This is a genomic window from Psychroflexus gondwanensis ACAM 44 (genome assembly GCF_000355905.1).
Taxonomy (GTDB): Bacteria; Bacteroidota; Bacteroidia; order Flavobacteriales; family Flavobacteriaceae; genus Psychroflexus; species Psychroflexus gondwanensis.
Map to the genome: position 1 here is coordinate 160,747 of NZ_APLF01000004.1, position 22,533 is coordinate 183,279.

A 22,533-nucleotide genomic window follows, 5' to 3' on the forward strand; every position below is an offset into this window, starting at 1 on the left:
ATGTAAAGATGAAAGATAAAGCGATTTCAGACTTGATTCTTGAAGAAAAAAACAGACAAACTAATGGTTTAGAATTGATTGCAAGTGAAAATTTTGCAAGTCAAGATGTAATGGATGCCGCTGGGTCTGTACTTACCAATAAATATGCTGAAGGGTATCCAGGTAAACGGTATTACGGTGGATGTGAAGTCGTAGATAAAGTTGAAAACCTGGCTAGAGAACGTGCTAAAAAGTTATTTGGTGCCGAGTATGCTAATGTTCAACCACACTCTGGGTCTCAAGCCAACACTGCTGTTTTTTCCATGTGTTTAAATCCAGGAGATACTATTCTTGGTTTCGATCTTTCTCATGGTGGTCATCTTACCCACGGCTCTCCTGTAAATTTTTCTGGAAAGCTATACAGTCCTGTATTTTACGGTGTAGATAAAGAGACTGGACTTATCGACTATGATATGGTGAGGGAAATGGCTCATAAGGAAAAACCAAAAATGATTATAGCAGGCGCGTCCGCCTATTCTAGAGAAATCGATTATAAAAGGTTTAGAGAAATAGCCGACGAAGTTGATGCCGTTTTGCTTGCCGATATGGCTCACCCAGCCGGTCTAATAGCTGCTGGACTTTTGCAAAGCCCACTACAACATTGTCATATTATCACGTCAACTACTCACAAAACTATCCGTGGTCCTAGAGGTGGTATCATCTTAATGGGCAAAGATTTTGAAAACCCATTTGGTCTCAAACTCAAAAATGGAAATTTAAAGAAAATGTCTAGCTTACTAGATAGCTCAGTCTTTCCTGGGAATCAAGGTGGCCCCTTAGTACATATTATCGCTGCTAAAGCAATAGCTTTTGGGGAAGCGCTTACTGAAGATTTTGTGACATACCAAAAACAAGTTATCAAAAATGCCTCGGCAATGGCAAAAGCTTTTATGGCCAAAGATTATAAAATCATCTCAGGCGGAACCGATAATCACATGATGCTTATCGACCTGCGAAATAAAAATATTTCAGGCAAACAAGCTGAAGAAGCTCTTGGCGTTGCTGGTATAACAGTCAACAAAAACATGGTACCCTTTGACGATAAATCTCCATTTGTTACTTCAGGAATAAGAATTGGAACCCCTGCCATAACCACTAGAGGTTTGGTGGAAAGTGAAATGTCTAAAATAGTAGATCTTATCGATGATGTTATCGTTAATCATGAGAATACATCACATCTAGAGTCGATAAAAGAACAAGTTCACGCTATGATGAGTCAAAAACCTTTATTTGCTGAAGCTGTAAAGAGCTAATAAGTCTACTAAAATCGAATTTGAGTTCTAGAAAAGCTACGTTGATAACGTGGCTTTTTTTGTTTATTCCTCTTCAAATTGAATACTCTGATACGCACCCAAATCAGGATTCTGAGTTCTATTCACGCCCAAAATATCAAACGGAACCTGATTGGCAGTATTTTGATCTCCCAGGTTATTGGCTGCAGATTCCTCTCCGATGATTAATTGGTTATTTTGAGCATCTAGAAATTGTAGAGATTCATTCAAAAGTACATTTTCAAATAGGGAAGTATTATCAAAATCGTATAATTCATTTTCAGAAAATTGATTATTAAAATCATTGAAACGAATTAAGCAATTTTTAAAATTATAATTAAACGCAGCGTCTTCTACTTTATTAAACAAAAGTTCAATAGACTCATTCCCATAAATAATGCAGTTGGTAAAATTAGCTTCTATTAAATCTGCAATAAATAAGGTTTCTCCAGACTGAAGATTGTTCTCTATCAAGACTGAGGGAAATTGACGAAAGCTATTTTGCCAATAATTAGCAAAGGTACTATGGCGGAAATTATAACGTCCTCCAAGAGACAAATTTAATGATGCTTGGCCGCTATTGTTGATCACCAAATTCTCTGCATCTATAAATCCGGTTCTAGCTAACAAGCCGACGTTTGCAGAATTATAAATTTGAGTGTTTTTAATGCTGAGTGTCGGTTGTGCTGAGCCATCATTGGAATCCATTAAAATTCCAACTGTAGAATTTTTAATAGTCACATATTCAAAGTTATGGTTTGTACTCCCTTCAGTTAACCAAATTGATGCCCATTGTCCTGGAATGTCGGAAAATTCTGGTTCTAACCGATCTCCTTCAAAAATAATTTCATTTTCTAGCAATTCGGGGTCAGAACTTAAGCCTCCTACAGCCTGTACAGAAGCATTATTTGCTACAATAATTCCGCTGTTATTATGAAAATGGATTCTAGCCCCAGGTTCAATTGTAAGCGTTTGACCAGAGGGAACTCCAGCAAAACCATAGATAACGTATGGTTTTTGGTTGGTAAAGGTAAGATGTTCTGCATCCAAGATAAATCCATCAATTTGGATAGCTTCTCCTTCTTCATCTATGCCTAAAGTTAAGGTTTCTGAAGATCCATCTTCGAAGCGTTCCGGAAATAAAAAAATAGCATCTTGGACAAGAGTAACAAGTTCTACTTGCTGCAAATTGGCTCCTGAGTCGAAATTGATTTGATCTGAATATAAAAATGACACTTCATTTTGAGATAAATCTTGAATATCCGCTGTCACTTCTACAAACACAAAAATACTGTCTTTTGCCAAAACATTAATATTGGAAATCGACTTCCCTGCAACACCATCTACATTAAGTCTAAAGTTTGAACTTTCGCCTTGGTTAAGTTGAATGTTAGGGATATTAATATCCTGGCTACTCCTGTTATACACTTTGAAACTATAAGTACTAGAGCCTATATCGGTAAAGACAGTGTCTAGATATACCGTGTCTTTTGAAAATTCCAGACTTCCAAAACTAGGCTCTGTTTCAAAATCATCTCGACATGAAGTTATTGAAAGTAGACCAAATGCTACTAGAATAAAGCAAATTTGTTTCATAAAAACGATATAAGGTAGATAACGCTGTGCGTGATAGTTTATTTCTTTATAATTTTAACTTCAAAAAGCTTATCCCAATTTTTTCCGGTTACGAAAAGTCGTTTAGAGCTTTTATGATAGGCGATACCATTTAAAACATCGAGTCTAGAATGCTGTTTAACTTTATCGCGAAGCCCTCTAAAATCAATCACCCCTTCTACTCCGCCATCATCAGGATTTATAATCACTACACCATCTTTTTGGTAAGTATTAGCATAAATTTTATCCTCAACCCACTCTAATTCATTAAGTTGATTAAGGATCGTTTTATTGGTAGTAGGCTGAATATATCCTTCCTCTTCCAGAGTTTCTGAATTCAACATCCAAATTTTATCGGTACCATCACTTTTAAATAGTTTTTCTCCATTATTACAAAGTCCCCAACCTTCTTTACTGTTCGTGTAAGCAAATTTATTAAGCAACTCCATTGTTTGTAAATCGTATACAAGACCTTCTTGAGATTGCCAGGTAAGCTGGTAAATTTTATTGTTTAAAATAGTCAAACCCTCACCAAAGTAAAACTGGTCTAGCTCCACTTTATTGAGAACCTCACCAGTTTCATAATCCACTTTTCTCAGTGACGATTCCCCACGTTGACCAGTACTTTCATATAAAGTATCTGCATGAAACTCTAAACCCTGAGTGTATGCCAAGATATCATGAGGATAGGTGTTTACAATTTCATAAGTGTAAAGTTTAGGTGAAATACTACTCAAAAGTTTTATAGATTTTGAAAGTTCTACCTTCTCTCCATTCACTTTTAAATTCACTTTTAGATCATGGTTGCCTAGTTTAAATTCTGAAAGATCCACTGAAAAAGCTTCGAGACTCGTGGAATTCAAGATGATTTTATCTTGAAATTTAATCTCTACGGAACTCACCTCGTGATCTTTTAGAGCTTTAATACTGCCCTTAAGCAAATCAGAATCAGTAAAAGATTTGGCGTCTTTTTCTAAAGTAATTTTGAAGTCTTTCGACAAATCCTCATCACAAGACATGAAAACTATGGCTAAAAATATGATTGCCAATGAATTAAAAATACGCATCACCATTAAATTAAATTATGCAGTAAAAATAGGGAATTTGACTAGAAAACGCCTTGTTGCAATTAAATAAGATTGTATATTTGCAGTCGGCAAGTCCTACACAACCAGCTCCTGTCGAATCCCCCAGGGCGGGAACGCAGCAAGGGTAGATGGTCGTAGCGGTGTGATGTAGGTCGCTTGCCTTTTTTTATTTCCAAAACTTTCTCTCATTTTTTTCTTAATACTATAAGTTAGATATTTGCCTAAATTAAATTTTAATGCAAAACGTAATATTGATCACTGGAGCTTCTTCAGGAATTGGAAAATCTATAGGCGAATATTTAGCCAAACTCAATTACAAAGTATACGGTACCAGCAGAAATCCTAAACAGTCAGAATTAAACGGGGTTCACTTTCTTAAACTTGATGTTACCGATCTGGAAAGCATTCAAACTGCCATTGGTACAATCATTTCAAAAGAAAAAAAAATAGACTTCCTCATCAACAATGCAGGAGTAGGTATTACGGGACCTTTAGAGGAAATTCCTGAGGAAGAACAAAAAAAAATATTCGATACCAATTATTTTGGCCCCCTTAGAGTCATCAATACTGTTTTACCTTATATGAGGGCTAGACAAGCTGGCTTCATAATCAATATCACTTCTATTGCTGGACATATGGGCTTACCTTTTCGCGGATTCTATTCAGCTTCCAAAGGGGCTTTAGAGTTAACCACTGAAGCCTATCGAATGGAGTTAAAGGCTTTCGGCATAAAAATGACTAATGTTGCCCCTGGAGATTTTGCTACAAATATCGCTGCTGGCAGATACCATGCCCCGATTAAAGAGGATTCTCCCTATAAAGAGGTTTACGAACGAAGCTTAAAGCTTATGGATGCCCATGTGGATGAGGGCAAAGATCCTAATCTTATGGCTAGGAGCATCTACAGCATCATGCAAAAGTCCAATCCAAAGATTCATTATAAAGTAGGGGATTTCACACAGAAGATTTCAGTATTTTTAAAACATATTCTTCCTGATAAAGTTTTTGAAAATCTCTTACTTAAACACTATAAACTGTAAATTTGTAACTAAAACGTATTCTTATGAAATTTTTTATTGACACAGCAAATATCGACCAGATAAAAGAAGCTCAAGACCTAGGTATTCTTGATGGCGTCACTACCAATCCTTCGCTTATGGCAAAAGAAGGGATTACTGGAGAGGAAAACATCAAAAATCACTATATCAAAATCTGTGAAATCGTAGATGGTGATGTAAGTGCCGAAGTTATTTCTACAGACTTTGACGGTATGGTAAAAGAAGGAGAAGCTCTTGCAAAGCTGCATGACCAAATCGTTGTAAAAATCCCTATGATAAAAGAAGGCATAAAAGCGATTAAATACTTTTCCGAAAAAGGAATACGTACCAATTGTACCTTAGTCTTTTCCGTAGGTCAAGCTCTACTAGCGGCAAAAGCTGGAGCTACTTACGTTTCGCCTTTTATTGGTCGCTTGGATGATATATCTACAGATGGATTGAATTTGATTGAAGAAATTCGTTTGATTTATGACAACTATATGTTCGAAACGCAAATTCTTGCTGCTTCCATAAGACATACCATGCACATCATAGATTGCGCAAAAATTGGTGCAGATGTTATGACGGGTCCATTATCTTCTATTGAAGGACTTTTGAAACACCCATTAACCGATAGTGGTCTAGAGAAATTTTTGGCAGACTACAATAAAAACAACTAATACTCTATTTATTTTTATCGAAGAAGCTGTAAAATACTTTTATTGTCACCTTTAACTTGTTTCAAGGTGACAATAAAAGTATTTTAATTAATTGAGATTCTGAAATAAATTCTGAATGTCAAAGAATGACAAAATTTTAGGATTTTAGACAGCTTCTTTTATTTTATAAAGCCTTAATGGTTTCAAGAAAATAGCTATGCTGAGCTTCGGTGTAATCCAAATGGGTGACTAACCTCATCTTTCCATTTCCCATATTGCTTATTCGTATCCCTTTTTCTTCTAAATCTCTCATAAATTGAATTTCGTCCAAATGAGGCTGAAGATAAAAAATGACAATATTGGTTTCTACGTGATCTACCGCTTTTATGAATGGATGCTCCGACAAGGCTTTTTCAATGTCTTTAGCTCTTTGATGATCTACACTCAATCTATCCACGTGATGGTGTAACGCATAATAAGCACCTGCTGCCATATAGCCTACTTGTCTCATACCGCCCCCCAAAACTTTTCGAATACGTATGGCATTTTTCATGAGGTCAGAATTTCCCATCAATACAGTACCCATAGGTGCTCCAAGACCTTTGGAAAGACATAACGAAATGCTGTCGAATAAATGACCAAAGTCTTTAGGATCGTGATTGTTGGCAACAATGGCATTATATAATCGAGCGCCATCCAAGTGAAGACCCAATCCATTTTTATCGCACACCGCTTTTATAGATCGAATAGTCTCTAGATCATAACAGGCACCTCCGCCTTTATTGGTTGTGTTTTCTAGACACACCAAGGAGGTTAAAGGACTATGGTAAAAATCCGGTGGATTAATAGCTTCCTCTACGAGTTGAGCTGTAATTTTACCTTTATCTCCATCCACGAGTTTGCAGGAGACTCCACTATTGAAAGAAACTCCTCCACCCTCATAATTATAGACATGAGCCCATTTATCACAAATAAGCTGCTCGCCAGGTTGAGTGTGGAGTTTGATAGCGGCCTGATTGGACATAGACCCCGTTGGAAAATACAAAGCTGCATCCATCCCAAATAGATCTGCCAAATAAGATTCAAGTTTATTTACAGAAGGATCTTCTTTATAAACATCGTCTCCAACCTCAGCGTTCATCATATAATCGAGCATTTCGGGGGTAGGTCTAGTAACGGTATCGCTTCTTAAATCGATTTTCATGCTTATACTTTTTATTCGAAAATAAACATAATTAGGATGATGGCACTTCAGAAAATTTTTAAATTTGACAAAATTTTAATCATGATCAATTCTGACTCTATTAAGACTATTAATGAGCGTATCACTTCTCTAAACCAATATCTTTGACTTAGATGCTAAACGCATAAAAGTTGCCAACGAAGAAGAAAAGACATTTGCTCCAGATTTTTGGGATAAGCCTCAAGAAGCTCAAAAACTTATGCAAGCAATCAATGATGAGAAACAGTGGGTCAAAAGCTTCGATTTTGCAAAACAAAAAGTAGAAGATCTAAATGTCTTATTTGAATTTTTTGAAGAAGGAGATGTTTCTGAAGATGAGATTAAAGAAAAATACGCCGAGGCTTTAGAGTTAATTGAAGATTTAGAATTCAAAAACATGCTTTCTGAAGAGAGCGATCCCTTAACGGCAATTCTACAAATCACAGCTGGAGCTGGTGGAACAGAAAGTTGTGACTGGGCAGAGATGCTCATGAGAATGTACATCATGTGGGCCGAGCGCAGAAACTTCAAAGTAAGGGAACTCAACCACCAAGGTGGTGATGTTGCAGGAATAAAAACCGTTACTCTAGAAATTGAAGGAGAATATGCCTTTGGTTGGCTGAAAGGAGAAAACGGAGTCCATAGATTGGTTAGAATTTCTCCCTTCGATAGTAATGCAAAACGCCATACCTCTTTCGCATCGGTTTATGTATATCCCCTTGTAGACGACACCATTGAAATTGACATCAATCCCTCAGATATTAAATGGGAGTTTGCTAGATCTGGTGGAGCTGGCGGACAAAATGTTAATAAAGTGGAAACCAAAGCTATATTAACACACCATCCTAGCGGTATAGTGATACATAACTCAGAAACAAGATCGCAACTAGAGAATAGACAAAAAGCGATGCAAATGTTGAAATCTCAGCTATATGAAATTGAACTGAAAAAACAACAAGCTGCTAGATCTGAAATAGAATCTGAAAAGAAAAGTATAGAATGGGGCTCTCAAATTCGCAACTATGTGATGCATCCCTATAAACTCGTTAAAGATGTTAGGACTGGTTTTGAAAGTGGCAATGTTGATGACATCATGAATGGCCATATCGATTCATTTCTAAAATCCTATTTAATGAGTATTGGACAAAAAAAAGAAACTGATAGTTTATGATAAGTATATACCACAATCCACGTTGTAAAAAATCTAGAGAAGGCCTGACTATTTTGGAAGATTCTGGACAGGATTTCGAAACCCTAAAATACTTAGATGATACCCCTTCTCCAGAGGACTTAAAAATCATCATCAAGAAAATGGGCATTAAACCCATAGAACTGGTTCGAAAACAAGAACAAATATGGAAAGAGAAGTTTAAATCCAAAGATCTTTCCGATTCTGAAATTATTGAAGCTCTCCATGACTTTCCCAAACTCATAGAGCGACCTATAGTCATAAATGGTGAGAAAGCGATCATAGGAAGACCTCCAGAAGATATTAAAGGAATTCTTTAGGGATTGTAATAACAATGTATACGGGATCTTAGTAATTTACTGTTTTTAAAATTTGAAATACATGAATCATTATACTACTCAAAAAAATGTTCAAAACGACTATCAAAACTGGAAGCTTGCTCAACTTATACTCAAAGAAATAGCTAACTTTTTAGGTTCAAAAGCTAAATTCCAACACGTTAAAGCAGGTCTTGAAAATACCCTTATGAACACCTTGGGCGATCATCAAGTCCATGGAGTAGAACTTTTTCAAAAAGTAGATCAGCATTATCTGTCTTCAGGGTTTAGCTACGCAGATATTTCACTTGATGAGTCTGAGTCCAGTTCTTGCTTAGGTATTATCAATACAATAATCGCTGAGCATTCTAAGGAAATCAAAATACCTTCTGAAGTTGGTTCTTCTCCAGACACTTTACTTATAGATGATTTTAAACTTAAAAGAAATCAATATATCGATAAAGCTTATCATTTTGTAAAATCTAAAACTGATGATGTTACCGCTACCAATGCAATCTTAAGATCTGCATTGCGGTATGGGTCCATTTATGCTGAAACACGACACATAGGACCTCCGCAGAAAGTTTACGACTTATTTTATAAGTGGGGCATCCGAAATGAGGGTTTTGCCTCTCCATTCAATGCTAGATTATTAGGTAAGCCTAAAGCTCAATTTTATAGTCTTTTTGAAGATACCGATGAGATTTTTGGGAGTGGCGGAAGCTTTTTCAATTTAAATCACCCTGAAAATCCTGGACACTGGTGCTTAGATCCACCCTTTACTTCGGAACTTATGACGAAGGTAGACTCTATTTTAGCCTCTTGGTTAGAAACCTATAAGGATCTGAGTTTTTTACTTATTATTCCAGAAAGTCATGCTCCATCGAACGTACCCGATGAGAGCGTAACTCTCAAAAAAGACCTCCATTATTATGAGGGTTTGGAAGGTGTTTTAAAGCCCCTACCTGTCAACGTTTGTATACATAGGTATGGAAATATTGAAGGCTTCTCTTCAGATGCCATCGAAGAGGGATATTCCAAATAAAAAAAGCTGCCTTTTTAAAGAGGCAGCTTTTGAGAATGATTAATAAATTCACTTAAGAATTTGTCATGTCTTCAGGTCTTACCCATTTATCGAATTCTTCTTCAGTAGTATACCCTAATTTTACGGCTTCTTCCTTTAAAGTAGTTCCATTTTTATGAGCTGTATTGGCAATTTCTGCAGCTTTATAATAGCCTATCTTTGTATTTAAAGCGGTCACCAACATTAAAGAATTTCTCAATAATTCATTGATGCGTTCTTGATTAGGCTCAATACCTGCGGCACAATTTTCTTCAAAAGACACACACGCATCTCCAATTAATTGAGCAGACTGCAATAGGTTGGATGCCATGACGGGCTTAAAGACATTGAGCTCAAACTGACCTTGCATCCCTCCTACTCCAATAGCCACGTCATTCCCCATAACTTGAGCACAAACCATGGTAAGCGCTTCACATTGAGTTGGGTTTACTTTACCAGGCATAATCGATGAACCAGGCTCGTTGGCAGGGATTGTAATCTCACCTATTCCACTTCTAGGTCCAGAAGACAACATTCTTATATCATTACCGATTTTATTTAAAGAAACCGCTAGTTGTTTTAAAGCTCCATGAGTTTCTACTAAAGCATCATGAGCCGCTAAAGCTTCAAATTTATTTTCTGCAGTAACAAAAGGAAGCTTTGTAAACTCTGCAATGTAATGGGCTACTTTTTCTGCGTAGCCTTCTGGTGTATTAAGCCCAGTCCCTACTGCAGTTCCACCAAGTGCTAATTCCTGAAGGTGAGGTAGTGTATTTTCTAATGCCTTAAGCCCATGGTTTAATTGGGAGACATAGCCGCTAAATTCTTGTCCTAAGGTTAACGGAGTAGCGTCCATAAAATGAGTCCTTCCGATTTTCACAACGTCTTTAAAAGTCTCTGCCTTTTTCTGAAGCTGATCTCTCAATTGTCCAACACCAGGAATGGTGACTTCTACAATTTTTTTGTAGGCAGCAATATGCATTCCTGTAGGGAAGGTATCATTAGACGATTGAGATTTATTTACGTCATCGTTTGGGGATACAAATTTATCACCTTTGCCTAATTCATGGCCTTGTAGTTGATGAATCCTGTTGGAAATCACTTCATTCACATTCATATTACTTTGGGTACCAGAACCGGTTTGCCATATAACCAAAGGGAATTGGTCATCGTGTTGTCCCTCTAAAATTTCGTCGCAAACTTTAGCAATCCAATCCCGCTTTTCTACTTCAAGAACTCCGAGTTCTGCATTGGTATATGCTGCTGCTTTTTTCAAATACGCAAAGCCGTAAATAATTTCTAGGGGCATAGAAGCTTGGGGACCTATCTTAAAATTATTCCTTGAGCGTTCCGTTTGTGCAGCCCATAATTTGTCCGCAGGAACTTTCACTTCTCCTATGGTATCTTTCTCGATTCTATATGACATTGTATTGGATTTTTAATTTCTCAAATTTAAGAAATTATAGCCTTAGATACGTTTAATACCAAATTAAACCTGTAATGTCACAATTAATCTTTTTACCGAAACGAATTCGGCACAGGCTTTTTTCGCCTGCTTTTTATCAAAAATAATTACCGTAACTAAGGCTATGCTAATTATTTTTTATTTCAATCAATCAAAAAACCTGTGCTGAGCTAGGTCGTAGTATAATTCAATTTATTGAGTTAGTCATTTAGTTTCCGTATCTTGTTTTCAATAAAAACACTGGTTATGGAAGTATTCAAAGGTCAAAATATACTCAGTTTTGTAAAAGAACTACCAAATGATGAAGCTTGTAAAGCATATTTAGCCAAAATTAAATGGCAGGATGGTTTTAAATGTATGAAATGTGATCATACAAAAGGCTGTGAAAAAGCGGGTTATAGATATCATTGCTACGGTTGCAATCATGTCGAAAGTGCCACAGCAAACACCTTATTTCATAAGGTTAAATTTGGTTTACAAAAGGCATTCTGCGTTGTATTTGAAATGAGTACGAGTACTAAAAGTGTTTCCAGTATTCAAATGGGAAAGCGATTTGATATTCGACAAGGTACAGCTTGGTATTTTATGCAAAAGGTTAGAAAATCTATGAAAAGTAGTCAAAAGTATCCTCTAACTGAAATAGTTCATGTAGATGAGTTCACTGTAGGAGGCAAAGAAGAGGGAAAGCAAGGTAGAAGTTATGATTCAAAAAAGAAAAAGGCAGTAATAGCTGTTGAGTTGAACGTAAAACATCAAATAAAAAGAGTGTATGTAAAGTCTATAGATGATTATTCAGCGAAATCATTAACTCCAATATTTGAAGAACATATAAGTCCTTCGGCAAAAATTGTTACCGATAAATGGAGAGGTTATGCTCCGCTTAAAAAAAGCTACGATATAGAGCAAAAACTAAGTAATAACGGGAGAAACTTTAAAGAACTACATGTAGTAATTATGCAGTTGAAATCTTGGTTAAGGGCTATACCAACTCATGTTAGCAAATGGCATGTGCAAAGCTATTTCGACGAATTCTGTTTTAGAATTAATCGATCTCAATTCAAACAAAGTGTTTTTCACAAGACTATTGAAAGAATGGTAATAGCTAAACCGGTTTATCATAAAGATGTAAAACAGAGGTTAAGTGTGTAACTCAATAAATTTATTTATACGACATTATAAATTTAATTTGGTATAACTTTCTATTTCTGCACAATTATTTTTGTCTTTTATAGGTTTGTATTTTTAAGTTTATTTATCTTTGTCAAAATAAATTTATTCTGATGTTCGAATTTGATCAATATTTAGGTTTTTTGCTCTTCTTACTTATACTAACCATCGGCTTTTGGTTATTGATTTTTCTAACGGCTATCATTCCTTATTGGGTTGGAGGCGCGCTAATCGAACGTCTGAAAGAAATTAAAGAAGGCAAAAAGAACAAAGACAAATAGTCACCACCATTCACAAAATAAAAAAAGCAGAATCTTTCGATTCTGCTTTTTTTATTTTGCATCTAAAGCTATGATCCACCGAAATCTCCGTCATCATCATCGCCCTTTCTATTTTGTTCTCGCTTTTGTTGATTAAACCTATAGACAACTGTAGCTGTTACTTGTCTTACCCTCCATTGGAAAGAACTATTCGATGTGAAATTTTCTGCAATAGTGAATTGATCTCTTTTTCTTGAATTAAATAAATCTCTAACATTTAAAGAAATAGTTAGATTATCATCTTTTAAAAAATCTTTACTAAAGGCCAAATCAATTGAGGCTATTGGGTCTGTTTCAGTTTGAGCATTTACCCTAGGCCCTCTATAAAAAGCATTGGTTTGCCATTGTATTTTCCAAGGTAATATAACATTAGAGCTAAATCTTCCAAAATAACTTTCGTTAGTAGCTCCATATTCAATACCCTCAAACGATCCCTCACTCTGAAATCTAAAATAATTGAAGCTCAAATTGGTTCTTAGCCACTTGGTAGGATTGTACAAGATACCAAGCTCAGCTCCATAACGCTCTTCAGAGGAAAGGTTAATAGGTATATTTTCATTAATTTGAATATTATCTTCCTCAGTACGCCTACCGGTATCTCTCTCAACGCGTTCAAAAGCATCAGTTTCTCTTTGGTAATAAATGGAACTGGTTAAGGTTAACTTTTCCCAGCGTTTTAAATAGCCTAAATCAAAAGCATTAGCAAAAGAAGGGTCTAAATCTGGATTACCCTGAAAAACATTTACCCTACTAGATTGTGAAGGAAATGGGTTTAAAAACCAGCTTCTAGGTCTGTTGATTCGTCTATTGTATCCAAGAGTAACATTCTCATCTTCCCCTAATTCATAAACCAAATTGACTGTAGGGAAAAATCCTCCAAAATTTTTATCGAAATCAAAATTTCTATCAAAATTTTCTGGAACCAGCGGCGTTGTAGTTCCCTTCAGCTGAGTTTGCTCATAGCGTAAACCCAATAAAAATGAAAACTTATCAAATTTATTGCCATATTGAGTGTATACAGCTGTAATATTTTGCTGAAAATCGAAATCACTTGAAACAAACTCATCTATTTCAAGATTACCAGTTTCAAGATTTTGCCTTTGGACCAAAAAACCTTGGGATTGATCTGAATAATCTCCTCTAAATCCAGCTTCAAATTGGGCATCACCCATAGGCTTTACGTAATCTGCCTGTATGAGATAACTATCCCTTTTTTCAGTTTCTAGATTATCTTGGAAAGCTACTAAAGAATCGCTGGGAAGGATTTGATTTTCATTGATGATTCCAGTTTTTGTCTCATTACTACTAGAATATTGAATATCGGCCGTTAATTTATGATCACGATTCTCTTTATCAAATCGCTTTTCGTAATTCATCGAGTATTGGAAACTCTCATCATCTTCTAATTCGTTTTCAATTCTAACCGTAGAACTATTTTCAATTCCATCTACGAATCGACTGTTAGTATTGGTCGTCACATCTCCATCATCACCGAGTCTAGCAAATAAACTAGCTGTAACCGACGACATATCATCGATAAAATACTCAGCTCCAGCATTCACATTATAATTTTGACCATTCCTATTATACTCTCTAACTTCAATTATTCTATTGAAATCTAGTTCTGGGTTAGAGAATTCAGTGTCGAAAAATGCATTACCAGGTCTAGTCCTATCGGTATATCCTAGACTTGTAAAAACATTAAAATTATCTGTTCTTAAATTTAAGTCAATAAATGCTCCTGTATTTTTTGGATCCCCAAGCGTCCCTCGTATAGACCCATTAAAGCCAAGTGTTTTTTCTCTTTTTAGTATAATATTTATGATACCAGCAGTACCTTCGGCATCATATCTTGCAGAAGGACTAGTAATCACTTCGACGGATTCAATAGCCTCAGCAGGGAGTTGTTGAAACACATCTTGATCCCCAAATCCAGCAACAGAAGAGGGTTTGCCATTAATCAAAATTCTTACATTATTATTACCTCTTAAACTGATAGCTCCATCTATATCTACCGTTACAGAAGGGACATTTCCTAAAGCATCACTTACTGTCCCTCCAGCTGTGGTTAGATCTTTTCCTACGGTATAGATCTTTTTATCAAGTCTCACTTCCACTTGTGTGGTTTCAGCTACGACGGTAACTTCACCCAGTTCTCCAGCTTTAGCTCTAAGCTTTATGGTTCCTAAATCTGTATCTTTATCTATGGTGAAGTTTGAAATATATTTGACCTCAAATGAGATATATTCAATTTCAAGGTCATAAGTTCCTTTTTCTAGCTTTATGGAAAACATGCCTTCTCGGTTGGTTACTCCTCCATTTATAATACTTCCATCTTCAATGCTTTTAGCTGAAACTGATGCATATTCCAATGGAAAATCCATTGAAGCATCAATTACTTTTCCTGTCAATTCAAACTCCTGCGCAAATCCAATAATAGGAAGAAATGCCAGTACGATCATCATTTTTCTAATCACTAGTCATTGTTTTAATTCAATACTAAGACTAGTTTATTTAAACGTGGTTTAATTGAAGCCCGTTAAAGTAGAGTTAACATTAAACAATTAATAGACCAATGAATTCTTATTACTGAATTCACTCATTTTTTTTGTGAGGTAAGCTACTAGTTGTTATATTTCAACCAATTTACGAACCTTAACATTGAAAGACATGTCTGAACAAGAAAATCCAAAAAATAAAAACGAAGAAAGCCTAGGCGAATCTAAAGATATAGTCGAGTCTTCAGAAAAAGAAGAAAAGTCTACTCCTAAGGAAGAGGAAGCTTTGAAGAAAGAATCTAAAGTTGAAGAACAGGATATAGAAGATACCAATGCTGAAGATAGTAAAGAAGAAAAGTCTACTCCTAAGGAAGAGGAAACTCCGGAGAAAGAATTTAAAGTAGAAGAACAGGGCATAGAAGATGCCAATGCTGAAGATAGTAAAGAAGAAAAGTCCACTCCTAAGGAAGAGGAAGCTTTGGAGAAAGAATCTAAAGTAGAAGAACAGGGCATAGAAGATGCCAATGCAGAAGATAGTAAAGAAGAAAAGTCTACTCCAAAGGAAGAGGAAACTTCAGAGAAAGAATCTAAAGTAAAAGAACAGGGCATAGAAAATGCAAATGCTGAAGATAGTAAAAAAGAAAAGTCTACTTCTAAGGAAGAGGAATCTTCGAAAAAGGAATCTAAAGTTGAAGAGCAGGACATAGAAGATGCCAATGCTGAAGATAGCGAGGATGCTGATATTTCTAGACGACATGATATCGAAATGAAAGATTATCATGCGATGTCTCTCGATGAGTTGGTTTTGGAAATCGAAAATCTTGTTAAGAAAGAGAAGGTTCAGTCTATAAAAGATCACGTAAATAATATCAAAATTGAATTTGATAAGAAATTCAACGAAATTACAGAAGAGAAAAAAGAAGAGTTCCTAGCAGAAGGTGGAAATATTATCGACTTTCATTATTCTTCACCTGTTAAGAAAAACTTCAATACTATTTATTTCGATTATCGTGAAAAAAGAGATCATTACTATTCTCAATTAAAAAAGAATCTCAATACCAATCTTAAAACCAGACTGGGTATCATTGAGGAATTAAAAAATATGATAGGCTCTGGAGAAAGTATGAATTCCAGTTTCAAACAATTTAAAGAATTACAGGAGCGTTGGAAAAATGCAGGTTCAGTTCCAAGAAACGACTATAATACTGTCTGGAATAATTATCACCACCACATAGAAAGGTTTTATGATTTTTTACATCTAGACCGGGAGTTTAGAGATATGGATTTCAAGTATAATCTAGATCAAAAACTCAAAATTATAAATCGGGCTGAGGAGCTATCCCAAGAAGAAGATGTCAACAGATCTTTTCGGGAACTTCAGTTGCTCCACAAAATATGGAAAGAAGAATTAGGCCCAGTAGGAAGAGAATACAGAGATGAAATTTGGGATAAGTTTAGTGAAGCTACCAAACTAATCCACGAGAAGCGTCAAGCTCATTTTGAAGAGTTGGACCAAAAACGCGAGGAACACCTATTGGTTAAAAAAGATATTATCCTACAGATAGAAAAGCTGACTGAAAAAGAGATTACCCAACATAAGAACGCTCAGGAACGAATCAAAAATGTAGGTCAGCTTAGGGATTTATTTTTTAAAGCTGGAAGCGTTCCAAAATCTAAGCAAGATGAAACTTGGGATGCTTTCAGAAAAGTGACTAGAGAATTCAATAAAAAGAAAAATGATTTCTATAAAGACCTTAAGAAAGACCAATACGATAATCTTGAAAAGAAGAAAAAACTTATAGAGATAGCGGAAAATCATAAGGATAGTGAGGACTTTAAAGTGACTACTCCCCTCATGAAAAAAATCCAAAACGACTGGAAAAGCATAGGTCATGTGCCTAGAAAAGATTCGGATAAGATTTGGAAACAGTTCAAAGCTGCTTGTAACGCTTACTTCGACAAATTCCACACGCATAAAAACGAGGAGAACAATGAAGAAATACAGGCATTTAATGAAAAAAGAGACCTCATCACAAAACTTAAAGACGAAGTCTTAAGCGATGATGACGAGGTTAACATCAAGCTGGTGAAATCTTATATTTCTAAATGGAATGACATCGGGATGGTGCCCAATCAAAAACGCTATGTAGAGAATAAATTCAACAGAGCTCTAGACCAAATTTTCAAAAAAATAGATGTGAGTAAAACAGATGCTGAATTGATGAAGTATCAGAATAAACTCCAAAACCTTGAAGACACTGACGATTCCAACAGCATTTATAAAGAGCAAACTTTTTTAAGGAAAAAAATTGATGAAACAAAAGCTGAACTTCAGCAACTAGAAAATAATCTTCAATTTTTCTCCAATGCAGATCGAGAAAACCCGTTAGTAAAAGACGTTTATAACAATATGGACAAGCTGAAAGAAGATCTGGAGATGTGGAAGACTAAATTGCAAAAAATAAAAGCTTTGTAAGGTGAAACGCTCTTCAGAAGCCAAAAGTTTACCTTGCCCGCTTTGTGAGCAACAAGCTGACTATTTTTGTAAAATAGGTCGAAAAGGCAGATTTTATTACAAGTGTTCAACCTGTCAATCTGTCTTTTTGATTCCTAAGAAATATGTAGATCACTCATCAGAAAGGGCGCGTTATGAAGAGCATAATAATGATGTAGAGGACCTTAGATATCAAGAATTTGTAAGTCCAATTACGAAGGCAATTCAGGATCACTTCCCTACCAATGCAGAAGGTTTGGATTATGGCTGCGGAACTGGGCCAGTAGCTTCAGTGGTTTTGGAAGATTTGGGCTATAAAACTCTAGCCCTCTACGATCCTTTTTTTCAACCCGATGAAGGATATCTTTCCAAATCCTACGATTATATAATTTGCTGCGAGGTCATGGAACATTTTTATTATCCCAAAAAAGAATTTTTGAAATTGAGGAATTTACTTAAGCCCTTCGGAAAATTATTTTGCAAAACAAGTCTTTTGAAAAGCAAGTCTAGTGTAAAAGAGTTTAGTGATTGGTGGTATAACAATGACCCCACTCATGTCTTTTTTTACACTGTGGAAACTCTAGAGTACATATCGAGACACTTTGGCTTTAAAAAGGTTAAAATAGAACCTAAGTTAATCACCTTTAGTTAAAATAACCTTCTAGTCAAGTTTGAAGGAAGGAAATAATTCATTCAAAACAAAACTATAGTGAGTATCCAGCTGTATAGCTTTGTTGTAGTGCATTTTTGAATTTTTATAATCTCCCAATTCAAAATAAACACCCGCGTATCTATATTCTAACTCTGCGAAATCTGTAAAGAAATCCTCGGCCTGATTTAGAGTTTGCAAAGCATCCTTAAAATGCCTTAGTTCTATAAGAATATCCAAACGAGTTATCCAAGTATCTAGCTCATAATTTCCAAGTTCAAGACTTTTTTTAAAACCAAAAGCTGAATCTTTTATATTATCCAATTCAAGATTAATGATGGCGAAATGCTTCCAGTAAAGCACATTTTCTTCATCTATATTAATGGCTTTATTGATATAATACAAAGCCTTCTTATAATCTTTAATTTTGACGTGATAGTCTGAGAGTGCAAGCCACACTTTGTCCAACAAAGGATCTTCGTGAAGTGCTTTTTTGTAGTGCTTTAATGCTTTTTCAGGTTCATTCAGTTTCAAAAAGCACTTCCCAATTCTCAAATAGGCAAAAGCAGTAGGATCATCAATTTGAAGAGTGAGTATATAGCATTCTATAGCTTCTTTATAGCGCTTTAGACGTTCAAGTACCTTCCCTTTCTCTAGGTAAGCCCCTATAAAATATTCGTCTGAGATAATGGCATATTCGAAAGCCTCTAAGGCGTTATCGAACAGTTTATTTTCGAAATATATTTTTCCGAGTTGATGCCAAGCGACTTCGCAATAGGGTTGACGATCCAAAAAAGATTTTAAAAACTGAACTGCTTCTTCATTTTGATTTAAAAAGTCGAAGCAATAAATAATATTATATAAGGCGGTAGAGTCGCTTTCATCGTTCTCTAGACATTTGATGTAACTTTGCTTAGCATTTTCAAAATCTTCTAGAAACATATACTCCATTCCCATAATACTATGGATTTCTAGGAGATCATCGGCAAAGTTTAAAGATTCTTTTAAAATTTGAATAGCATCTAGATGAAGATCTTGCTTTGAGTAAATATTTGCAATAAGAATATATATTTCTTCATTATTGGGTTCCAAAGATTTTAGGCTTTCCAATAAATCCATAGCTTTTTCAAACTTATCTTCAAAAGAAAGCAATTCTGCTTTCATCAAAAGTAAATTAACCGACTTTGGATGTTGATCTAAAGCAAGTTTTAAGGCCTTTTTAGCTAGAGCTAAGCGACCACTATCGATATAATGACCTATGATATTTTCAAACTCCGTGGCATCGAAAAACAATATCTCATTGGTTTTCAACATCATTTCAAATTTCTCTATAGGAAAATCGAAGTCATCGTGATGAGAGGATCCTAATTGCATATAAAATGATTTAAGTTTTGGTTAAGGTAAAGGTCTTTTTTCAATTTAAATCGAGATTTAATAAAATGTTATCCACAAGTTATTCAGCTTTTTTGTGTTTAGAATACTCATTCAATATATCAATAATAATGCCACAGCCCTTGGTTATTTCTTCCTCAGAAATGGTTAATGGCGGGGAAATTCTTACAGCTTTTGTTTCGTAAAGTAACCAGAATAAAATAAGGCCTCGATTCTTGGCTTCAAGCACTAAATAATTAGCAATCTCATCACTTTTAAATAGCGGAGCTAGCATGAGTCCTTTGCCCCTTACTTCTTCAATAAGATCATGCTGAAGCAACTCTCTAAATAGTTTTTCTTTATGATCCACATCCTGTATAATAGTCGTGGAAAGAAGCACCTCTAAAGTAGCTTTACAAGCTGATGCGATCACAGGATTACCGCCAAAGGTCGTGATATGCCCAAGTTTCGGGCTGTCACTTAGTAGACCCATTAAAGCTTTGGACGCTGTAAACGCCCCCACTGGCAATCCAGAAGCCATAGCTTTTCCTAAAACAAGAATATCTGGGACCACATCAAAATGTTGGAAGCCAAAAAGCTTTCCTGTTCTTCCAAATCCAGGTTGGATTTCATCTAAAATCAACAAGGCTCCAACCTCTTCACAGCGTTGTTTTACTTTTTTTAAATAATCATTTTGAGGTAGAATGAACCCAGCCCCCCCTTGGATAGTTTCTAATATAACAGCTGCGGTTTGCTCTGTTATAATATCAAAGCAAGTTTCTGTATTAAATTGCAAATGAGTGATATCTCCAACTAAGGGTCTGAAGGGTGCTACACGCTCCTCATAATCCATCAAACTTAAGGCTCCATAAGAATTACCATGATAGCACTTTTTGGCAGCTATAATCTGACTTCTACCCGTCGCTCTGCGGGCCAACTTCATCGCACCATCAATGGCTTCTGTACCGCTATTTACAAGGTAAGTTTGAGATAAAGGCTCAGGTAATTGCTCTGCCAAAAGTTTGGTAAATTCTACCGCTGGAGATTGTATGTATTCCCCATACACCATGACATGCATGTATTGATCTAGCTGATTTTTTATAGCTTCAATCACTTTGGGATGTCTATGACCCAAACCGCAGGCAGAAACACCTGCCACAAAGTCTAGATATTGGGTTCCATCTTTTGCATAGATATAAGAGCCTTCTGCAGAGACTACCTCAACTCCTAAGGGATGAGGAGTCGTTTGCGCCTGAAAATCTAAAAAATCACTTTTCATCATCTGTTTGTACAGCTTTTATTTTTCTTAACGGTAATTTTTCATCCTCTGGGACTTCATCTGTATTTGAGGGTTTTAAGTTTGCTTTTTCTAAATTTGAATTTGAATTTAACTCTCTTATTCCTTCAAAAAAGTCATCGTAAATCTCAGGATCTTCTAGTCCTTTTATCTTAGGCAAGACTAGGCTATCTCTACCTTCAAATAAGTCAGCTTTGCTCGTCAGCCGCTCATCTCCCCTCCAACTGAAGTCTTTTAATTTCCTAGCATTATCTGGAAACATAGAACTTGGATGCGTTTTGGAATCCACTTCATTGTAATAATAGACATCCACGATTTCTTGTTTTTCCAACAAGATTTTAATTTTAGCCGAGATCGATTTATTGATGCCTAAAAGATCTGAGGTATCATCCCTCAAAAAGAATAAGGATTCTGTATTTCGAATAATATTAACTTCATAAATTTCATTATCTCTAAATAAACCGTAAAGTTCCTTTCCCTTAATTTGATTGTAACCTTCGATGGAATCTTTTTGGATCATAAACGCATTATAAAAAACTTTAAGAGAATCTAATTGCTCCGTTTCAGTATTACTGATTAAATGAATGGTATCTCCAGTGATTTGACTTTCACCTGACCACAGAATTGGATCTCGAATTAATTTAGTAAGTCCGGTGACTTCATTACTATGTATAGAGTCTGCTTTTCCGCTCAAATCCGATTTATACAATCTAGCATCATAAAAAGCCCGTATGTCTCTATTTCCAGTCTTTCCTGTAACCATCAATGTATCACTTGCAATAAAGACTGAATCCTTCTCTTGTTTTATAGCTGCAAGCGGATTTTTAGTAATAAACAGGGAGTCCTTCATCCTAAATACCTCCGCATAATGACCTTTAATAACCGACTGATTCACCGTGTCGGTGACTTTGATATTGTTGGTTGCAGAAGCGAAACCTGTGGGCCTGTCAAAATAAATACTATCGCCTTCCAATAGTCTATTTTCGTAATCGATTTTAGAATTCTTTACAAAGAAACCATTATCTTTTCGCGTATCATAAAATCCTCTCTCGCAATACACGGTACTCGTTTCGCTTGTTATCGTAGAAGGACCATATAAATAAGCATGACCTTTCTCAGAATAAAAATCTAAATAATCTGAGTCAATATCATACTCTGGATTTCTGACCTTAACTTCTTTCCGAAACGAAAATTTTTCTTGATTCATAAAATATCTACCTATCACGCTTGTAATCGTAGATGCAGAATCCTTTACAGCGCCGCCACTTCTGTAAAAAGCCTGTTGCTTGAGTCTATTGAAAAATAAGGAATCTGTTGTGAGTCTATTGCTAGGCGTTGTTAATACCACATCTTCACTAGCAAAAGCAAATTGGGTATTTCCATTATACTCGGCATACTTACTAGTCATATTCACCGTATCACCCTGCTTCATTCTTACATTCCCAAAAGCTCTAAAGAAGTCATCTGTTTGATAAAAAATAGCCCGATCGCACCAGATCTCAATACCCTCATGAAGGAAGTAAACCTGATTATTGACTTTCGATAAGATAAAAGCTCCGGGGTAGTTTGCTTCATCCACACGAGTTCTATCGCTAGTGTAATCTATTTTTTTTCCTTGTTGAGAATATAAAATGTTTCCAAAAAGCAAAAAAGATACTAAAACTATAAGGTATTTCAAATCGATTTCTTTAGGCTCACAAAATTACATTTTTATTAAAACAAAATCAGCAATTAACTGCTGCTTTAAGTGTATCGAATAACTTCACATTAAAT

At 35.6% G+C, this 22,533-nt stretch carries 18 protein-coding genes and 1 other RNA gene; 11 read left to right on the top strand and 8 right to left on the bottom strand.

The annotated features are described in order from the left end of the window. Positions 1 to 8: 8 nt before the first annotated feature. Positions 9 to 1,292 (top strand): serine hydroxymethyltransferase, encoded by a 1,284-nt coding sequence (locus PGOND44_RS04490; protein WP_003437191.1) that lies wholly within the window; start codon positions 9 to 11, stop codon positions 1,290 to 1,292. A gap of 63 nt (positions 1,293 to 1,355) precedes the next feature. On the opposite strand, the gene PGOND44_RS04495 is transcribed toward PGOND44_RS04490, so the two are convergent. After that, positions 1,356 to 2,906 (bottom strand): hypothetical protein, encoded by a 1,551-nt coding sequence (locus PGOND44_RS04495; protein ID WP_003437193.1) that lies wholly within the window; start codon positions 2,904 to 2,906, stop codon positions 1,356 to 1,358. A gap of 38 nt (positions 2,907 to 2,944) precedes the next feature. Then, positions 2,945 to 3,991 (bottom strand): glutaminyl-peptide cyclotransferase, encoded by a 1,047-nt coding sequence (locus PGOND44_RS04500; RefSeq protein ID WP_040555824.1) that lies wholly within the window; start codon positions 3,989 to 3,991, stop codon positions 2,945 to 2,947. 87 nt (positions 3,992 to 4,078) lie between these two features. On the opposite strand from PGOND44_RS04500, the gene ffs reads away from it, so the two are divergent. From ffs to fsa, 3 genes are all read left to right on the top strand, one after another. After that, positions 4,079 to 4,177, top strand: an RNA gene (gene ffs / locus PGOND44_RS15235) — signal recognition particle sRNA small type. Positions 4,178 to 4,248: 71 nt separating this feature from the next. Next, on the top strand, positions 4,249 to 5,052 hold the full coding sequence (locus PGOND44_RS04505; RefSeq protein WP_003437197.1) for an SDR family oxidoreductase: 804 nt from the start codon (positions 4,249 to 4,251) through the stop codon (positions 5,050 to 5,052). 23 nt (positions 5,053 to 5,075) lie between these two features. Next, positions 5,076 to 5,729: a fructose-6-phosphate aldolase gene (gene fsa, locus PGOND44_RS04510; protein ID WP_003437199.1), complete on the top strand. Its 654-nt coding sequence runs from the start codon at positions 5,076 to 5,078 to the stop codon at positions 5,727 to 5,729. A gap of 163 nt (positions 5,730 to 5,892) precedes the next feature. On the opposite strand, the gene PGOND44_RS04515 is transcribed toward fsa, so the two are convergent. Then, positions 5,893 to 6,912 (bottom strand): threonine aldolase family protein, encoded by a 1,020-nt coding sequence (locus tag PGOND44_RS04515; RefSeq protein WP_003437201.1) that lies wholly within the window; start codon positions 6,910 to 6,912, stop codon positions 5,893 to 5,895. An 81-nt stretch (positions 6,913 to 6,993) separates the two neighbouring features. On the opposite strand from PGOND44_RS04515, the gene prfB reads away from it, so the two are divergent. The 3 genes from prfB to PGOND44_RS04530 all read left to right on the top strand — a co-directional run bounded on the left by prfB (position 6,994) and on the right by PGOND44_RS04530 (position 9,481). Further along, positions 6,994 to 8,101, top strand: a protein-coding gene (gene prfB, locus PGOND44_RS04520; RefSeq protein ID WP_155943794.1) for a peptide chain release factor 2 whose coding sequence is annotated in 2 segments (ribosomal slippage) — positions 6,994 to 7,056 and positions 7,058 to 8,101 — 1,107 coding nt in all. Because the reading frame shifts where the segments join, the coding sequence is not laid out codon by codon here. Next, positions 8,098 to 8,439 carry an arsenate reductase (glutaredoxin) gene (arsC, locus tag PGOND44_RS04525; RefSeq protein ID WP_003437204.1) on the top strand — a complete coding sequence of 114 codons (342 nt, stop codon included), beginning with the start codon at positions 8,098 to 8,100 and terminating at the stop codon, positions 8,437 to 8,439. Before prfB ends, arsC begins: the two co-directional genes overlap by 4 nt. 61 nt (positions 8,440 to 8,500) lie before the next feature. Beyond that, entirely contained in the window at positions 8,501 to 9,481 is a 981-nt protein-coding gene (locus tag PGOND44_RS04530) for a PCIF1 family methyltransferase (protein WP_003437207.1), read from the top strand. 52 nt (positions 9,482 to 9,533) lie between these two features. Here the strand turns inward: PGOND44_RS04530 and fumC are convergent, their stop codons facing one another. Next, complete coding sequence (gene fumC / locus PGOND44_RS04535; RefSeq protein ID WP_003437210.1) at positions 9,534 to 10,925, bottom strand: class II fumarate hydratase; 1,392 nt, start codon at positions 10,923 to 10,925, stop codon at positions 9,534 to 9,536. A gap of 285 nt (positions 10,926 to 11,210) precedes the next feature. Here fumC and PGOND44_RS04540 point away from each other — a divergent pair, with 285 nt between their 5' ends. Further along, on the top strand, positions 11,211 to 12,113 hold the full coding sequence (locus PGOND44_RS04540) for an IS1595-like element ISPgo1 family transposase (protein WP_003437213.1): 903 nt from the start codon (positions 11,211 to 11,213) through the stop codon (positions 12,111 to 12,113). A 131-nt stretch (positions 12,114 to 12,244) separates the two neighbouring features. Continuing rightward, the gene (locus tag PGOND44_RS15705) at positions 12,245 to 12,412 is read left to right on the top strand and encodes a hypothetical protein (RefSeq protein ID WP_003437219.1); all 168 of its coding nucleotides are present in this window, start codon (positions 12,245 to 12,247) and stop codon (positions 12,410 to 12,412) included. 68 nt (positions 12,413 to 12,480) lie between these two features. On the opposite strand, the gene PGOND44_RS04550 is transcribed toward PGOND44_RS15705, so the two are convergent. Next, positions 12,481 to 14,916 carry an outer membrane beta-barrel family protein gene (locus PGOND44_RS04550; RefSeq protein WP_003437222.1) on the bottom strand — a complete coding sequence of 812 codons (2,436 nt, stop codon included), beginning with the start codon at positions 14,914 to 14,916 and terminating at the stop codon, positions 12,481 to 12,483. Between the two features lie 205 nt (positions 14,917 to 15,121). On the opposite strand from PGOND44_RS04550, the gene PGOND44_RS04555 reads away from it, so the two are divergent. Both PGOND44_RS04555 and PGOND44_RS04560 read left to right on the top strand, forming a co-directional pair. Further along, positions 15,122 to 17,425 carry a DUF349 domain-containing protein gene (locus PGOND44_RS04555; protein ID WP_003437225.1) on the top strand — a complete coding sequence of 768 codons (2,304 nt, stop codon included), beginning with the start codon at positions 15,122 to 15,124 and terminating at the stop codon, positions 17,423 to 17,425. 1 nt (position 17,426) lies between these two features. Then, complete coding sequence (locus PGOND44_RS04560; protein ID WP_003437227.1) at positions 17,427 to 18,095, top strand: class I SAM-dependent methyltransferase; 669 nt, start codon at positions 17,427 to 17,429, stop codon at positions 18,093 to 18,095. 9 nt (positions 18,096 to 18,104) lie between these two features. Here the strand turns inward: PGOND44_RS04560 and PGOND44_RS04565 are convergent, their stop codons facing one another. The 3 genes from PGOND44_RS04565 to PGOND44_RS04575 all read right to left on the bottom strand — a co-directional run bounded on the left by PGOND44_RS04565 (position 18,105) and on the right by PGOND44_RS04575 (position 22,438). After that, a complete protein-coding gene (locus PGOND44_RS04565; RefSeq protein ID WP_003437229.1) occupies positions 18,105 to 19,466 on the bottom strand; it encodes a tetratricopeptide repeat protein in 1,362 nt (453 codons plus the stop codon). Between the two features lie 79 nt (positions 19,467 to 19,545). Continuing rightward, positions 19,546 to 20,742: an aspartate aminotransferase family protein gene (locus PGOND44_RS04570; protein ID WP_040555825.1), complete on the bottom strand. Its 1,197-nt coding sequence runs from the start codon at positions 20,740 to 20,742 to the stop codon at positions 19,546 to 19,548. Further along, on the bottom strand, positions 20,732 to 22,438 hold the full coding sequence (locus PGOND44_RS04575) for an OstA-like protein (RefSeq protein WP_003437233.1): 1,707 nt from the start codon (positions 22,436 to 22,438) through the stop codon (positions 20,732 to 20,734). The genes PGOND44_RS04570 and PGOND44_RS04575 overlap by 11 nt, the downstream gene beginning before the upstream one ends. Positions 22,439 to 22,533 lie beyond the last annotated feature (95 nt).

Excerpts from the sequence above, each read along its gene's own strand:
- PGOND44_RS04490 (WP_003437191.1), top strand. The coding sequence starts at position 9 with ATGAAAGATAAAGCGATTTCAGACTTGATTCTTGAAGAAAAAAACAGA.
- PGOND44_RS04495 (WP_003437193.1), bottom strand. The coding sequence starts at position 2,906 with ATGAAACAAATTTGCTTTATTCTAGTAGCATTTGGTCTACTTTCAATA.
- PGOND44_RS04500 (WP_040555824.1), bottom strand. The coding sequence starts at position 3,991 with ATGCGTATTTTTAATTCATTGGCAATCATATTTTTAGCCATAGTTTTC.
- PGOND44_RS04505 (WP_003437197.1), top strand. The coding sequence starts at position 4,249 with ATGCAAAACGTAATATTGATCACTGGAGCTTCTTCAGGAATTGGAAAA.
- fsa (WP_003437199.1), top strand. The coding sequence starts at position 5,076 with ATGAAATTTTTTATTGACACAGCAAATATCGACCAGATAAAAGAAGCT.
- PGOND44_RS04515 (WP_003437201.1), bottom strand. The coding sequence starts at position 6,912 with ATGAAAATCGATTTAAGAAGCGATACCGTTACTAGACCTACCCCCGAA.
- arsC (WP_003437204.1), top strand. The coding sequence starts at position 8,098 with ATGATAAGTATATACCACAATCCACGTTGTAAAAAATCTAGAGAAGGC.
- PGOND44_RS04530 (WP_003437207.1), top strand. The coding sequence starts at position 8,501 with ATGAATCATTATACTACTCAAAAAAATGTTCAAAACGACTATCAAAAC.
- fumC (WP_003437210.1), bottom strand. The coding sequence starts at position 10,925 with ATGTCATATAGAATCGAGAAAGATACCATAGGAGAAGTGAAAGTTCCT.
- PGOND44_RS04540 (WP_003437213.1), top strand. The coding sequence starts at position 11,211 with ATGGAAGTATTCAAAGGTCAAAATATACTCAGTTTTGTAAAAGAACTA.
- PGOND44_RS15705 (WP_003437219.1), top strand. The coding sequence starts at position 12,245 with ATGTTCGAATTTGATCAATATTTAGGTTTTTTGCTCTTCTTACTTATA.
- PGOND44_RS04550 (WP_003437222.1), bottom strand. The coding sequence starts at position 14,916 with ATGATGATCGTACTGGCATTTCTTCCTATTATTGGATTTGCGCAGGAG.
- PGOND44_RS04555 (WP_003437225.1), top strand. The coding sequence starts at position 15,122 with ATGTCTGAACAAGAAAATCCAAAAAATAAAAACGAAGAAAGCCTAGGC.
- PGOND44_RS04565 (WP_003437229.1), bottom strand. The coding sequence starts at position 19,466 with ATGCAATTAGGATCCTCTCATCACGATGACTTCGATTTTCCTATAGAG.
- PGOND44_RS04570 (WP_040555825.1), bottom strand. The coding sequence starts at position 20,742 with ATGAAAAGTGATTTTTTAGATTTTCAGGCGCAAACGACTCCTCATCCC.